The sequence below is a fragment of the Microcoleus sp. AT8-B5 genome (genome assembly GCF_036705565.1).
In the GTDB taxonomy this organism is placed as follows: domain Bacteria; phylum Cyanobacteriota; class Cyanobacteriia; order Cyanobacteriales; family Microcoleaceae; genus Microcoleus.
In genome coordinates, this window is sequence record NZ_JAUBUY010000038.1 from 16899 (window position 1) to 30668 (window position 13770).

Consider the following 13770-nt stretch of genomic DNA (forward strand, 5'->3'; position numbering starts at 1 on the left):
CTCCTCCTCTGTGCCCTCTGCGCCCTCTGCGGTTAAATCATCCAAAAAAAACCGTAACCGAAATCGATTTTAGATTTTAGATTGTGGATTTTAGATTGCCGCCAAAGGTTTTGATGTAATATCAAATCCATTGGTATCAGAATTATTCATTTCTATCTTCTCTCTTCTCCTCCTCTGTGTCCTCTGCGCCCTCTGCGGTTAAACCATCCCCAAAAAACCGTAACATATAAGAGGAAAAAACCAAGAAAATTCGCTCCATCACACACAACTTATGCCGATCGCTCATATCATTGGACTAGGAAAATCAGGAATTGCCGCCGCCAGACTGCTAAAACGCGAAGGATGGGAAGTAACGCTGAGCGATCGCTCATCTTCCCCAAACTTGCTCGAACAGCAACAGGAATTCGCTAACGAAGGAATTAATGTTGAGTTAGGTAAATCCTTTGAACCAGTCGAATCTATAGAATTAATAGTAGTAAGTCCGGGCGTTCCCTGGGACAGTCCAGCATTAGTGCGCGCCAGAGAGTTAGGGATTGAAACAATCGGAGAAATGGCTCTCGCGTGGCGTTACCTCAAATCTCCTTGGGTGGGAATTACCGGCACTAACGGCAAAACTACTACTACTGCTTTAATTGCGGCTATTTTTGCAGAGGCCGGGCTTTACGCTCCCGCTTGCGGCAATATTGGCTATGCTGCGTGCGAATTAGCTTTAGGCGAAAAACAGCCGGATTGGGTAATCGCAGAAATCAGCAGCTATCAGATAGAATCCTCGCCGTTTGTAGCGCCGCGCATCGGAGTTTTGACGACTTTGACGCCGGATCACCTCAGCCGCCACAAAACTTTAGAAAATTACTACAACATTAAAGCGCATTTGCTGAAAAAGTCGGAATTGCAAGTAATCAACGGCGACGATCCTTGTTTGCGGCAACAAGGAGTTGACATTTGGCCCGATGCGTGTTGGACGAGTGTCAAAGGTGAAAAAGATTTGTTGGGAAATACAGATTTTGGAGCCTATATTCAAGATGGTTGGGTAATAGCTCAAGGCGAGAAAATTCTGCCTGCTGATTCTTTGCGGATGGTGGGAGAACACAATTTGCAGAATTTGTTAATGGCGGTGGCGGCAGCTAATTTGGCGGGGATAGATAAAAGTGCGATCGCCCAAGCCATTGCCAAATTCCCCGGAGTTTCGCACCGCCTGGAACACATCTGCACTTGGGAAGGCATAGATTTCATCAACGACAGCAAAGCTACTAATTATGACGCCGCCCAAGTCGGGTTGGCTTCTGTTAGCGCACCGGCGATTTTAATTGCGGGCGGCGATGCCAAAGAAGGGGACGATCGCGCATGGATTGATACAATCAAGGCGAAAGCTGCTGGGGTGTTGCTAATTGGGGATGCGGCAGGTATTTTTGCCGATCGGCTCGAACAAGCAAATTACAACGCTTGGGAAATAGTCGAAACAATGGAAAGAGCAATTCCGCGAGCAGCAGAATTAGGCAAACAAAATCATGCTAAAGTAGTGCTGCTTTCCCCAGCCTGTGCTAGCTTCGATCAATACCAAAACTTCGAGCAACGGGGCGAGCATTTCCGCCAATTATGCCTCGAATCCCTGATTTAACGGACACCAATCGCGTAGGGGCGGGTTCACCAACGATTTAGGCCTAAAACCAATAATCTCGTAAACCCGCCCCCACCCAACTGTCAATCACAATCTACCGCTTTCAAGATACAAGAGGCGGGTTCACCAACATCTTTAATTGGCTAACCATAATCTTCATAAACCCCCCGTCCATACTGTCTTCCAAATATCCTTAATTCTAGCCTGCTCTTCCCATTCTAGCTCCTGAAAAACTATCATTATCTCCTCATGAGTATAATCAATAATGATTGCCGCCAAATGAGCAGCGGTTTCCGCTTCCAGCATGGCTGTTTTCAACTTTGCCATTGCCTCTTTATCCATTACCACTAAACTTTGAATATTGACCTCACTTTCATTTTAATTGTGTCTGCAAATGTCTTTTAATTGGCTCTGAAAATCAGCAATCTGAGCAGCATTTATTGTATCAGAAGGCGACGACGATATTTTAAATTGCCTACAAAGCTGAGAGCGCAATTTTTCATCAATCTCCAGAATATTGCCTTGGGAAGCGACGTTTTTTTGCAACAAAATTGCGATTTCCCTTTCCAGTTGGCGATTTCCTTGCTGAAAGAAGTCTTGAGAGTTAGAACGAAACAAACCGCTATTGACTTGCTGAATTTGGCTAGGTGTCAGCGATTGAGCCGAGACAGCAGCCGGAAATCCCAAAGATGCTGCTAGCCACCAGCTAGAAATTATCTGTTTGAGAATGCTGTTCATCACTGTCGGGAGGATTTTGTACCTCAGTTGGTTTCTCGTTTTCTGACTCGCTTGCTAATTCATCTTCTCGTTCAAGTTTTTCTTGCCACTCGACAAGCTGCTGAAAAAGTTTCGGGTTAATTTCAAATACGGGTTTGTTGGTTTCTGACATATTTACTCCTAACATTTATTACATTTAACTGGTTTCCGAACTCTGCCTGCGAACCGCTGTCCAGAGAATATGCCTCGTTTTTTCAACAGGAAAAGTGGAGGCATATCCTCCGGATATGCGTAACCAGGCAGAGCTTGGCAACGAGTAGAAAAACAAGTATGTCGATCGGAAGTTACGCTCCCACCTTCAGCAGCGACATAATTATGCCTGTTAATGAACCACCAAGCAAAGCTAAAGTAGCTAAGGTACTAATGCCAAATCCTGCCGCTCTTTTTTCGGCAGCTTGATAGTAACCCCAAGCAAACAAAATACGTCCAATTATCCAAACTGCGCCGATACCGGCGGCCCAAATTGGGCTGATAAATTGCGAGAACAGCCACAGCGAGGGCAAAAATAGAATCATTTGCTCTAAGGTATTTTGCTGAACTCGCACCACTCGCTCAAAGTCTGGGTTTCCTGTCATCTGCGGGGGAGAAACTTTATATTTGAATCTAGCTCTGCCGACGTTGATGGTAACAACGAAGTAGAGAATTAATGCTGAAACAGTAATTAGACTAGGCCAAAGTGTGGCGTTTGCTTCTGCGAGCATGATTCGGTATTATTGGGGTGGACTATATATAGCAATCCTCGCATCGTTTGTGTAATTATTGTAGGGGGCAAACCCCCCGTGGTTGCCCCATGAGGCCGAGGTAAGCAAAGAAAGGCATTACCCCTACATCTTTTTACGACTCCTGCAAGGATTGGTATATCTTGATTATAAATCAATTATTGCCGATCGCGTTATTCATCGCCATCCCGTCATTCAAGGCAGGGGATTTGATGCAACTGCTGGGTATTAGTGGCGCGACAATTGCTTTCGGATTCTGGGACATCCTCGAAAACTTGCTGGCTGGGATTTTGATTCTTTTGCTCGCACCTGCATAGGGATACCAGCCCCCGACTCTTGTCGTGAGTAGCCCAAATTTTAGACTTTTGTTCAACCTCCCAGATTCCTCAGTGTAGTCAATCTAAAATCTAAAATCTGTGGAGTAAATTTAAAATCTAAAATCTAAAATCTAAAATCGTGTGACGGATACAAGCCCCGACTTAAGGAGATTATTTTGCTCAACAATATTCGAGACAGTCTTAAATATTTCACTAGGAGCAGGATTCCTCGAGAGCATCTAAAGCAAATACGAGTTGACTTGTTGGAAGAATCAACCCTAAATATTAACTATCTTGTCTTAATTCTCGGTTCCTGTATAATTGCCACCTTTGGACTGCTTTCCAACAGTGCAGCCGTCATTATCGGTGCTATGATCGTTGCGCCTCTGATGTTGCCAATCCGAGGGTTAGCATTTGGAGCGGTAGAAGGTAACGTTATCATCTTCCGCAAAGGTTTAGTTGCATTAGCAGTCGGGACGGTGCTAGCAATTTTTTTAGCTTGTTTTCTGGGCGCTTTGGTACAAATTCCCGACTTTGGAAGCGAAGTTTTAGCTCGTTCTAAACCTACATTACTAGACTTGGGAATTGCGATCGCCGCTGGGGGAATCAGTGGCTATGCAAAAGTTCAGCCCAAAGTTTCTGCTACTCTGGCGGGAACGGCGATCGCCGTGGCTCTGATGCCACCAATTTGTGTTATAGGTTTAGGCTTATCTCAAGCTAATTGGTCGCTCAGCCTGGGAGCAAGCCTCCTGTATCTTACTAATTTGCTGGGAATTACTCTCTCCTGTATGCTAACCTTTTTGATGGCCGGCTACACCCCCCTGCATCGGGCCCGTAAAGCCATCTTTTGGGCGCTAGCATTGACGGCTATACTTGTAATTCCTCTGGGCGTGAGTTTTGCGGAATTGATCGAGCAAGCGCAACTTGAAGCTAGTCTGAAGCGGGCGTTGCTTAACCGAACTATTACTTTTCAACGGGTGGAACTGATTGCAACTGATACTAACTGGTTGACGAAACCGCCGGAAGTGCGTCTGATTGTTCGCAGCAGCGAAGCTTTGACACCCAAACAAGTCCAGCTTTTAGAAGCATTTGTCGAAAAAGAAATGGGTCAACCATTTACCTTAATTTTTCAAGTGAGTCAAGTTGAAGAAGTGCGGCGATCGACGCTGAATAAGTCCCGCTAAAAACCGAATCCTTAACTATTTTATTCCTAATTATATGACCCCAGAAGCTGTAATTAACCAAGTGACTATAGAGGGCAATCTGAAGCAATTTCTCTTAGTGCTATTAGTTTCCTTAAGTGTGGCGGTGCTGCCGCAAATATGGGGCTGGTTGCGCCAAATTCCCTACACGCTGCTTTTAGTAATTGTTGGGTTGGGTTTGGCTTTTATAGATGTGCGATTGGTGTCGCTATCGCCAAAACTGATTCTGTTGATTTTTTTGCCGCCTCTGTTGTTTGAAGCTGCTTGGAACCTGGAATGGCCTAAACTCAAGCGGGATTTAGTGCCGATCGCTCTTTATGCGGTTGTGGGTGTTGTTATTTCCGTTGCTGGCGTGGCTTTTGCTCTCAACCAAATAGCGGGAGTTTCTTTAGCGATCGCCCTGTTGGTAGGAGCTAGTATATCTGCTACAGATCCTGTTTCAGTTATTGCCTTGTTCCGGGAACTGGGAGTTGAAAAACGCCTAGCTTTGCTGGTGGAGGGAGAGAGTTTATTTAATGATGGCATTGCTATTGTTGCCTTTAGTTTTTTGGTGGGATTCTCTCTAGGGACTGATGAAGTTGGCATCCCAATTCTGATTGCGCGTTTCTTAGCTTTTGTGGGAATTGGGGTGGTTGTCGGCAGTTTAATCGGTTTTGGAGTTTCTTATCTGACTCAACCATTTGATTTACCTTTGGTGGAGCAATCGTTAACCTTAGTTTCAGCCTACGGCACTTATATAATTGTGGAGGAATTGGGTGGTTCTGGGGTGATTGGTGTGGTGGTGATGGGCTTGATATTTGGAAACTTCGGCTCTCGTATCGGTATGCAGCCCAGTACCAGACTTGCGGTGACACAATTTTGGAATTTTTTGGCGTTTTTTGTAAATTCGATCATGTTCCTGCTGATTGGCGATCAGATGAGGTTTGCTGATTTGGGAACGAATTTAGGAGTGATTGGCATAACTGTAGTGGCGATGTTTGTGACGCGAGCGATCGCTATTTTTGGTTTAGGATGGTTGAGCAATTGGTTAGGACACTCTGAAATTTCATTGCCCGATCAAACTGTAATTTGGTGGGGAGGATTGCGGGGTTCTGTCTCGATTGCTTTAGCTTTGAGCGTACCCCATGTTCTGCCCGATCGACCAAAAATTATTGCGATCGTGTTTGGTGTAGTTTTATTTACGCTGCTAGTACAAGGTTTAACCACCAAGGCGCTGCTGGAAAAACTGGGCTTGTTGAACAACCAGGAGTTGCGCCAGGAGTATCTGGAGGCGATCGCCCAACGTGTTGCTCTCAATCGGGTTCTCAAGCATCTATCTGAAGTATCGGGCGATCGTAAAATCGAGCCTGAGTTTTCCAATCATCTCGTGAGTCAGCTTCAAGAAAAATTAAACTTGCTGCAAGCAGGAATCAATCAAATGTACGATCGATCTCCTGAACTGCGGCAGATGACTATCGACAAACTCGAAGGGGATTTGGAGGCAATAGAGGCTGATACTTATGCTGAATTTGTGCGATCGGGTCAATTGAAGGAGCTGCCTGTTTCTGTGTTGCAGCAATGTTTTAAAGAGCGGAATGAGACAATTGTTTCTTAAAGCGAATTCGGTTGCAGGATAAACAGAAATAAGTTGTAAGCTGAAGTGCATTTAAATTGTTGTATAGTCAAATTTAAGAAAAGTCTTGTGGGTGGGCCATAAAGCCTGCCCAAAAATACAATTTAGATGCCCAACAGCTTAGGAATGAGAATTAAATAACTTCCACAAGTTTGTGTGTGGGATGGGCTCTTATAGCCCGTCCACTCATGACGGGCTATAAGAGCCCATCCCACAATAACAATTAAAATTGTAAGTTATTTAATTCGCGAGCCTTACTATAACGAGGACGGGTTTTGGGCTTTCGACAGAAAGTATTGTTGGCAATCAAAAACAGTCCGAATTGTTGAGGGGCGGACATGGTATAATTCCTGATATTGTAGGGTGCGTCAGCCTCATAAATTTTTACAGTTATGTCAAAAATTGATCGAGCTGACGCACCCTACGAGAATTTGAATATGAGCTAGATCATAGAAAGATTAGGCAGAATTGGGTAAACTGAGATTAAGGTTACATAGGAGGTCAATTTAATGACCAATACTGCTCTCAATTTTAAGACTGCACCCGGACATGAAGTTCTGGCCGCGGCGGGTAAGAAAATGTTGAGGCCGGGGGGGAAACTTGCTACGGAACAGTTATTTGAATGGGCGGATTTTCAGCCTGGGGAGACTGTTTTGGAGTTGGCTGCTAGTTTTGGATATAGTTCGATCGCCCTTGTTGAACGTTTTGGCGTAAAAGTAGTGGGAGTTGAGAAAAATCCCGACAGTGTGGCCCGCGCTCGTGCTAATGTTGCAGCAGCCGGTTTGAGCGATCGAGTGGAAATTGTGGAAGGAGATATTTTTCACTTGGATCGGATTTCCCAACAGTTTGATTGGGTATTGGCTGAAGCTATTCTGACAATGCAGTCACCGTCGGGGAAAGCTAAAATTGTATCGGGAATTTGCGATCGTTTAAAACCAGGCGGCAAGTTTCTCTCTCACGAACTTTTAGCTAGAAACCGAGAATCAGAAATTCAAAAAGCTTTATCAGAAGTGACTCGGGCTAATTCAACGCCTTTGTCTGAGTCGGGCTGGATTGCTGCTTACCAAAAGGCGGGTTTGCAAGTAGAAAAGTGTCAAACCGGGGCGATGGGACTCCTAAATTTGTCGCGAATGCTGCAAGATGAAGGGTTTGTGGGTACTGTGCGGATTGTGTGGAATATTTTAAGTCGATCGCAAATTCGCGATCGTATCTTAGCAATGCGTCGAGTTTTCCAGCATTACCAACAGGATCTAGGCTACATCGTTATCTCTGCCAAAAAACAATCTTAACCGACTCAATCGATTTTCGATTTTCGATTTTTGATTTTCGATTGAAGAAAGTGAAGCCACTGATAAATCCGGGGGTTCATGACCAAATTAATCGATTTTTGATTTTCGATTGAAGAAAGTGAAGCCACTGATAAATCCGGGGGTTCATGACCAAATTAATCGATTTTCGATTTTCAATTGAAGAAAGTGAAGCCACTGATAAATTCGAGACTTGTGACCAAATTAATTAATTGTCAAAAACTATGACTACTACTCTTTTACCGCTACAATCTTCAGCAATCCAACTCCGAGACGCAATTGAATATCCCGCCGCCGGAGTGCTTAACAAAATTTTAGTCAAAGACAAAAATTGTCAGTACAGTTTATTTTGTCTGGCTGCAGGAACGGAAATTTCGGAACACTCTTCGGCAAGGAATGCCACAGTTAATGTCATCGAAGGAAAGGGTATTTTGACTCTTGAAGGCAAGGATATTGTTTTGGAACCGGGGGTATTTGTCTTCATGCCCGGTAAAGCTCTTCACGCTTTGAAAGCCGAAGAAAATTTGGCGTTTATTTTGACACTTTCCGAGGCTCATTAATTTCTGCAATATTGCTTGGGGGGCGGGTTTTATACTTGCCTAAAATCAATAATCTCATCAACCCGCCCCGATTCACAGTAGGGGCGGGTTTTACCAACCATAATTGCCTAAAATCAATAATCTCATAAACCCGCCCGATTCACAGATTGTCGGGGGCGGGTTTATGTAGATAGTGAGTTGCAGTCAAATATTGTTTGTGAAACCCGCACTACAAGAATTGGGATTTTAACATTTAGTCTATTTCTTCTCCAGAGGCGGTATCCTCCAATTTTTCCCAATCCAATACAATAATTTTACCGCCTCGACTGTAGGAGACAAACGGCTTGAGTTTCTTAAATAACCGCACGCATTCTTCGTAGGTAATTCCAATGCTGCGAGCGATTTGATAGTAGGGAAAACGTTTTTCTAAACATACACTATTATCAGCAAGCTTCGTACCTTGCTCGACGCCAAAGTAATGAATAAATCGGGCTAGTCGCACGATCGCCCTTTCCGACACCAACCCGTGCACAGTCTCGTGCAGTTGCTGCAACCGCTGATTAAAAACCGCCAATATTCGCAAAGCAATCTCAGGATTTTCCCGAATAGCTGCTAGCAAAAATTCCCGTTCTGTGGTAAGAACTTGCACATCAGTTTCTGCAGTCACCGTTGCGGGGGCAATGCCGTTGCCTAGCAAAGCAGGTGCAGCAAAAATATCTCCCTGAAACAAAGTGCGGAGAATTGTTTCTTTGCCCGCCGTCGCTGTTTTTGCAACCCGTAGAGAACCGCTCAAAAGAGTGTATAATTTTTCGGGGATGCGATCGCCCTCATACATCACAACTTCTCCCTGTCGGTAAGTGCGAATTGCTGTATGTTCTTGCAATCGCTCTAATTCAGTTTGGTTTAAGCTGGTAAATATTCCAATTTTAGCCAGTTGCTCAACAGTTGATTTCATACTTTTAACTCTACCCGCTCGGAGTCTATTTACAGTATAATAACGGTGAATTCAGAATATATCGAAACAAGCAGAGCCATCTACGAAAATGCAGAACCAGAATATCGGCGATATTATTTTGATGAGATAGCTGGCGGATTTGTGCTAATTCACCAACAACATAATCTTAATAATTCGGAAATCTTTATTGCTGAAGTTTTGGCTAAAATAGGGAAGAGAGTTAGAATGTTGAGCGAGCAAGCAGCAGAGGGTGTCAGAACGCCAGATGCTGAGATAGACGGTGAGATTTGCGAATTTAAGGAGTTGACAGAACAGACTCAAAACATCAGAGACCGAGTGCAAGAAGGCATCAGTAGAGCAAAAAAACAAGGTGCAGTAACGGTTATTTTTCACGTAAACCGAAAGAGTTACGAGTTTTGGAAGGTAAACGACGGCATCAGAAAAGCTTTTTATTGGGACGACACACAACGGATTCAGAGCATTATATTAGTATTCAATAGCGAAGAATCTCAAGAAATTACTAGGGAGGAATGGGAAAATGGAAGACGTTTTTAATGAGTTTGAAGAAATTATACAAAGAGGATTAAAAAATAATATGCCGCGAGATGCCAAATTGATAACTGTTGGGCAAATTCTTTATGCAGTTACCCGCGATGAGCTGACAAATAAAGAAGGTTGGCAGCTTGAAGCAATGCTGGGAGGCAGAAAAAACTGGGAAGAGGCACTTGAGTACAGCATTTTTGGCTATCCAGTAGATACAGAAATGCCATCTTTAGACAAACCTCTAATTATTGCCGGCAAAACTTTTCATTCTCGTTTGATGACGGGGACGGGAAAATATCGCAGCATCGCAGAAATGCAGCAAAGTGTCAACGCTAGCAGGTGCGAAATTGTGACTGTAGCTGTGCGGCGAGTGCAAACAAATGCTCCGGGGCATGAAGGATTGGCAGAGGCTCTCGATTGGACTAAAATCTGGATGCTGCCAAATACTGCCGGTTGTCAAACTGCGGATGAGGCGATTAGAGTAGCTCGTTTAGGGCGGGAAATGGCGAAACTTTTAGGGCAAGAAGACAATAATTTTGTCAAATTAGAAGTGATTCCCGATGCTAAATATTTGCTGCCCGATCCGATCGGCACTTTGGAAGCTGCAGAACAATTAGTCAAAGAAGGTTTTGCCGTTTTGCCCTACATCAATGCCGATCCCCTGCTGGCAAAACGCCTAGAAGAAGTCGGTTGTGCGACAGTCATGCCTTTAGGTTCGCCCATCGGTTCCGGGCAAGGGATCAACAATGCGGCCAACATTCAAATAATTATTGACACGGTGAAGGTTCCTGTGGTAGTCGATGCGGGTATCGGAACCCCCAGCGAAGCGGCGCGAGCAATGGAAATGGGAGCAGATGCACTGTTGATTAATTCGGCGATCGCCAATGCCCAAAATTCCCCGGCAATGGCAAAAGCAATGTCCATGGCAGCAGAAGCGGGGCGGATGGCGTACTTAGCAGGCAGAATGCCGATCAAAGATTACGCGATCGCCTCTTCCCCCCAAACAGGCACCGTCACATCCAAATAAATTCCTGAATTTTCCTGGGCGCTTTTTTGGTAGAGTTGTAAGCATCAAAAATATTAAGGATTGTGACTGATGCCTTACATCAAAGATGACGATGGACGCCTGAACAACTTTGCTAAAGAGCCGAAGGTGTATGAAGCCGTACCTCCCAACAAAAATCAGCAACGCAACTACATCATCATGGGTATTGCAGCAGCCATGTTAGTCGCCGGTTTGGTGTACGTGGCTGCCTCCGTCTGAAAACTGGCCTGAGACTCAAAGCTGCTTCAAATCGCAATTTTAAATAATCCTTCGAGAAACCATGTTTTCCTTTCCCAAGGAAACATGGTTTTTGTGTTTCAATACAAAGCAGGTAGTTGCGACAATCCTGAAGCGTGCCGAGCGAGCCCGAAAGCTAAATAAGACCAGCATAAATTTGGTGTTTTCCTCTCTGCTGTTGGGTTCAGGGACTTGGGTTGCAAATACTAACACGGGTTCGTCACTCACATAAAATTGCCAATTGAAAATCTACAATCCTTTAGTCATCACCGGTGCGATTGACAATTCCCGCATCCAGGATACCCGCCACGTGATTCATCCGTCCAGAAATAAAAAACCTGTATCCGAGAAACTTGCCGAACGTATTTATCTCGCGCAAGTCAAGGCTTCAATCTAAAATCTAAAATCTAAAATCTAAAATCGATTGACTGCCTTCGGGGCGCAAGTTGTGAGTTATGAGCGATCGAGATTTCAACTTTCAACTCTACAATCTAAAATCTACAATCCAAAATCTAAAATCTAAAATCTAAAATCGGCTGATCCTGATGTCTATTCCTTCCCAAAAAGTTTCTAGCTCGAACAAGCTGATCTACCAACGCTTGAAACAGGCGATCGACCTCAATTTACGCCGTCAAATTTTTATTGCCGCCTGCGACGACTTGTGCTTGCGAGACTGTCTGGCAGCCCGCTTGCAGACAGAATTAGCCGCAGAGAGCGCAGGCTCCGATCCTCGCTCCCCGATCGACTACCCCCGATTTGTCAGCTTGGAACTCGACTTGAGCGATCCAAATCCTTGGGGTTCGATCGCCGCGTGGCTGACTCAACACCCACCGCCCCAAAACAGGGGCAGCTACAGCCCTTTGCCGGGATTTCAAATTATCGGGGCAGAACACCTGACAAGGCAGTCAGCAGCCGTGCAGTGGTCGTTCCTGAGCTATTTGAGAGACATCGAAGCAAACCTGCAAATGTGCGAGTCTACTCTGTTGCTGTGGGTGTCGCGCCCCTGGCTGAGTTCGATCGAGCAATCGGCCCCAGAATTTTGGCACTGGCGAACCGGAGTATTTGAGTTTGAAGGCGAACCAACTCCAGCTAAGGAAGACTTCGGGCACTTTGAGGACTTCGGAAACTCAGGAGACTTGCGAAACCTGCGCGACAGCGGAGACTTTGGCAACAAACTTTTAATATCTTCTTTGTCTGGACAATCCCCAATTCCCGACGAACAATTCCCAATTTCCTATCCCCCGTCTCCAGCCCCTGATTCTAAATCCGTCCAACTGGCAGATGAGGAACAATCCCCAATTTCCTATCCCCCGTCTCCAGCGCCAGATTCTAAATCCGTCCAACTGGCAGATTTGGTTTTAGCAGCAGCTTCTGAGGATTTGGCAGCCGAAAATAATCCCGCATCAGAGGAGAATTTTCTGCCGCTGCAAACCCTGCAATACATCGAACTGCTGCAAGAACATCAGTGTTGTTGTGAAGCATTAGCTTTGGCTTATCACGGTTTGGGAAATTACTACCGCGATCGCATTCTGGGCGGAGACATTTCAGAGCAAAACCTGACCATCGCCATTGGTGCGATCGAACAAGTGATTGCGTATCTCGAAGTTGACAGCAAGTCGCAGCAAAATCAACCACTAACTGAGGAATGCGCGCGGCTGATTGCCCAATTGACACAAAATTTAACTCAGTACGCCCAGGAGTCCCACAGCCTACCGCCAATTTCCGATCTGCTCAACGATCTCGGCACTCTCTACTGGATGCTATCGCGCGATCGCACGCAGCATAACGCCTCAGATCCAGTATCCAGCCTTGAACGCAGCATCGCCCTCTACCTTGAAGGTTTGAACCGAACAGATGCCGAAACCGTACCCCAAACCCGCGTTAGATTAAACAAAAATTTGGGAATCGCCTCGGCAGATTTAGCTCGCTATCGAGACAAGACAGAGAACTTGCAGCACGCAGTTGCAGCTTACCAACAAGCGCTGCTGGATCTCGATCCCGCCGTGGAGCCCCAGCAGTACGCTGCAGCTCAGAATAATTTGGCGACAGCATACTGGAATTTAGCTCAAGATGGTGAGCCGATCGTATATCTCAAAAGTGCGATCGCAGCTTACACCCAAGCCCTCTCCTGTTACAGTCCCGAACGAGAACCCCTCAACTATGCCGGAGTGCAAAACAACCTCGGTACCGCCTGCTGGAACCTCGCCCAGCACCAACCCTCAGAACCCCTGCTAGTCAGGGCGATTTCCGCCTACCGCGAAGCCTTGAAATACCGCACCAGAGAATTAGTACCCGCAGCAGCAGCAGCCACCTACAACAATCTCGGTACCGCTTATTGGCATTTGGCGAACCAGTTTCAGCAGAAACAGGCGCGGACGGAATCATTGCAGCAGGCGATTACCGCCTACGAAGCCGCCTTGGATATCGCCGGAAAGCTCGATCGAACCCAACTCACCTTTGACGCCTTGGCCGCCCGCAACAATCTCGGACTAGCCCACTATCAACTAGCCACCGACCCAGATTTCGCCACTAACAAAGTCGCACAGACAAGCCATCTAGAAGCAGCACTGCACCACCAGTTGCAAGTGTGCGCCGAATGGGGACAATATCTCAATGACAAAGGGTTAATATATGGGGATAAACTCAACCTGCAAGCCACGGCAAACTCCCAAGCTGCTGATTCCCGGCAAACAGCATTGAGCTATATTGTCAAAACGATTAGAGCTTTCTATAGTGAATGTGGGCTGCCAGGCCAAAATTTAGCCTTATCCAAAGTTCCCGGAGATTTATTGCCCGAAATCTTGCGTAGGTTATAAATATGGCTATAACTATTAAAAGCTCAATTTTTTCGAGATTTGTATCCAGTTTTCTATTATTATGGCTGAATATTCTTGCCTAA

General features: G+C 45.5%; 15 protein-coding genes. 10 read left to right on the forward strand and 5 right to left on the reverse strand.

Annotated features, from left to right (window positions below; all coding sequences use genetic code 11):
• Positions 1-271: 271 nt before the first annotated feature.
• Positions 272-1618: a UDP-N-acetylmuramoyl-L-alanine--D-glutamate ligase gene (gene murD / locus QUB39_RS22130; RefSeq protein ID WP_333210943.1), complete on the forward strand. Its 1347-nt coding sequence runs from the start codon at positions 272-274 to the stop codon at positions 1616-1618.
• 156 nt (positions 1619-1774) lie between these two features.
• On the opposite strand, the gene QUB39_RS22135 is transcribed toward murD, so the two are convergent.
• From QUB39_RS22135 to QUB39_RS22150, 4 genes are all read right to left on the reverse strand, one after another.
• Positions 1775-1960 (reverse strand): hypothetical protein, encoded by a 186-nt coding sequence (locus QUB39_RS22135; RefSeq protein ID WP_333279248.1) that lies wholly within the window; start codon positions 1958-1960, stop codon positions 1775-1777.
• 36 nt (positions 1961-1996) lie between these two features.
• Positions 1997-2356: a hypothetical protein gene (locus QUB39_RS22140; protein WP_333210971.1), complete on the reverse strand. Its 360-nt coding sequence runs from the start codon at positions 2354-2356 to the stop codon at positions 1997-1999.
• On the reverse strand, positions 2325-2507 hold the full coding sequence (locus QUB39_RS22145; protein ID WP_333036377.1) for a hypothetical protein: 183 nt from the start codon (positions 2505-2507) through the stop codon (positions 2325-2327). The genes QUB39_RS22140 and QUB39_RS22145 overlap by 32 nt, the downstream gene beginning before the upstream one ends.
• A 172-nt stretch (positions 2508-2679) precedes the next feature.
• The gene (locus QUB39_RS22150; protein ID WP_333051388.1) at positions 2680-3096 is read right to left on the reverse strand and encodes an MAPEG family protein; all 417 of its coding nucleotides are present in this window, start codon (positions 3094-3096) and stop codon (positions 2680-2682) included.
• Between the two features lie 161 nt (positions 3097-3257).
• Here QUB39_RS22150 and QUB39_RS22155 point away from each other — a divergent pair, with 161 nt between their 5' ends.
• From QUB39_RS22155 to QUB39_RS22175, 5 genes are all read left to right on the forward strand, one after another.
• The gene (locus QUB39_RS22155) at positions 3258-3431 is read left to right on the forward strand and encodes a hypothetical protein (protein WP_333051389.1); all 174 of its coding nucleotides are present in this window, start codon (positions 3258-3260) and stop codon (positions 3429-3431) included.
• 260 nt (positions 3432-3691) lie between these two features.
• A complete protein-coding gene (locus QUB39_RS22160; RefSeq protein ID WP_333210946.1) occupies positions 3692-4615 on the forward strand; it encodes a DUF389 domain-containing protein in 924 nt (307 codons plus the stop codon).
• Positions 4616-4649: 34 nt separating this feature from the next.
• Positions 4650-6227: a sodium:proton antiporter gene (locus QUB39_RS22165; protein WP_333051392.1), complete on the forward strand. Its 1578-nt coding sequence runs from the start codon at positions 4650-4652 to the stop codon at positions 6225-6227.
• A 527-nt stretch (positions 6228-6754) separates the two neighbouring features.
• Positions 6755-7534, forward strand: coding sequence for a class I SAM-dependent methyltransferase (locus tag QUB39_RS22170; RefSeq protein ID WP_333051394.1), 780 nt, complete (start codon positions 6755-6757; stop codon positions 7532-7534).
• A gap of 242 nt (positions 7535-7776) precedes the next feature.
• On the forward strand, positions 7777-8112 hold the full coding sequence (locus QUB39_RS22175) for a cupin domain-containing protein (RefSeq protein ID WP_333051396.1): 336 nt from the start codon (positions 7777-7779) through the stop codon (positions 8110-8112).
• A gap of 232 nt (positions 8113-8344) precedes the next feature.
• Here QUB39_RS22175 and QUB39_RS22180 read toward each other — a convergent pair whose 3' ends face one another.
• The gene (locus QUB39_RS22180; protein ID WP_333051397.1) at positions 8345-9046 is read right to left on the reverse strand and encodes a Crp/Fnr family transcriptional regulator; all 702 of its coding nucleotides are present in this window, start codon (positions 9044-9046) and stop codon (positions 8345-8347) included.
• 45 nt (positions 9047-9091) lie between these two features.
• Between QUB39_RS22180 and QUB39_RS22185 the strand changes: the two genes are divergently transcribed.
• The 4 genes from QUB39_RS22185 to QUB39_RS22200 all read left to right on the forward strand — a co-directional run bounded on the left by QUB39_RS22185 (position 9092) and on the right by QUB39_RS22200 (position 13687).
• Entirely contained in the window at positions 9092-9601 is a 510-nt protein-coding gene (locus QUB39_RS22185) for a CdiA C-terminal domain-containing protein (protein WP_333051398.1), read from the forward strand.
• A gap of 208 nt (positions 9602-9809) precedes the next feature.
• On the forward strand, positions 9810-10616 hold the full coding sequence (locus tag QUB39_RS22190; protein WP_333051818.1) for a thiazole synthase: 807 nt from the start codon (positions 9810-9812) through the stop codon (positions 10614-10616).
• A gap of 69 nt (positions 10617-10685) precedes the next feature.
• Positions 10686-10853, forward strand: a complete 168-nt coding sequence (gene psb34 / locus QUB39_RS22195) for a photosystem II assembly protein Psb34 (protein WP_106333461.1) — start codon at positions 10686-10688, stop codon at positions 10851-10853.
• Between the two features lie 563 nt (positions 10854-11416).
• Positions 11417-13687: a hypothetical protein gene (locus tag QUB39_RS22200; RefSeq protein ID WP_333051400.1), complete on the forward strand. Its 2271-nt coding sequence runs from the start codon at positions 11417-11419 to the stop codon at positions 13685-13687.
• Positions 13688-13770 lie beyond the last annotated feature (83 nt).

Bases quoted from the DNA above. Each gene is read 5' to 3' on its own strand.
- murD (WP_333210943.1), top strand. From the start codon at position 272: ATGCCGATCGCTCATATCATTGGACTAGGAAAATCAGGAATTGCCGCC.
- QUB39_RS22135 (WP_333279248.1), bottom strand. From the start codon at position 1,960: ATGGATAAAGAGGCAATGGCAAAGTTGAAAACAGCCATGCTGGAAGCG.
- QUB39_RS22140 (WP_333210971.1), bottom strand. From the start codon at position 2,356: ATGAACAGCATTCTCAAACAGATAATTTCTAGCTGGTGGCTAGCAGCA.
- QUB39_RS22145 (WP_333036377.1), bottom strand. From the start codon at position 2,507: ATGTCAGAAACCAACAAACCCGTATTTGAAATTAACCCGAAACTTTTT.
- QUB39_RS22150 (WP_333051388.1), bottom strand. From the start codon at position 3,096: ATGCTCGCAGAAGCAAACGCCACACTTTGGCCTAGTCTAATTACTGTT.
- QUB39_RS22165 (WP_333051392.1), top strand. From the start codon at position 4,650: ATGACCCCAGAAGCTGTAATTAACCAAGTGACTATAGAGGGCAATCTG.
- QUB39_RS22170 (WP_333051394.1), top strand. From the start codon at position 6,755: ATGACCAATACTGCTCTCAATTTTAAGACTGCACCCGGACATGAAGTT.
- QUB39_RS22175 (WP_333051396.1), top strand. From the start codon at position 7,777: ATGACTACTACTCTTTTACCGCTACAATCTTCAGCAATCCAACTCCGA.
- QUB39_RS22180 (WP_333051397.1), bottom strand. From the start codon at position 9,046: ATGAAATCAACTGTTGAGCAACTGGCTAAAATTGGAATATTTACCAGC.
- QUB39_RS22190 (WP_333051818.1), top strand. From the start codon at position 9,810: ATGCCATCTTTAGACAAACCTCTAATTATTGCCGGCAAAACTTTTCAT.
- psb34 (WP_106333461.1), top strand. From the start codon at position 10,686: ATGCCTTACATCAAAGATGACGATGGACGCCTGAACAACTTTGCTAAA.
- QUB39_RS22200 (WP_333051400.1), top strand. From the start codon at position 11,417: ATGTCTATTCCTTCCCAAAAAGTTTCTAGCTCGAACAAGCTGATCTAC.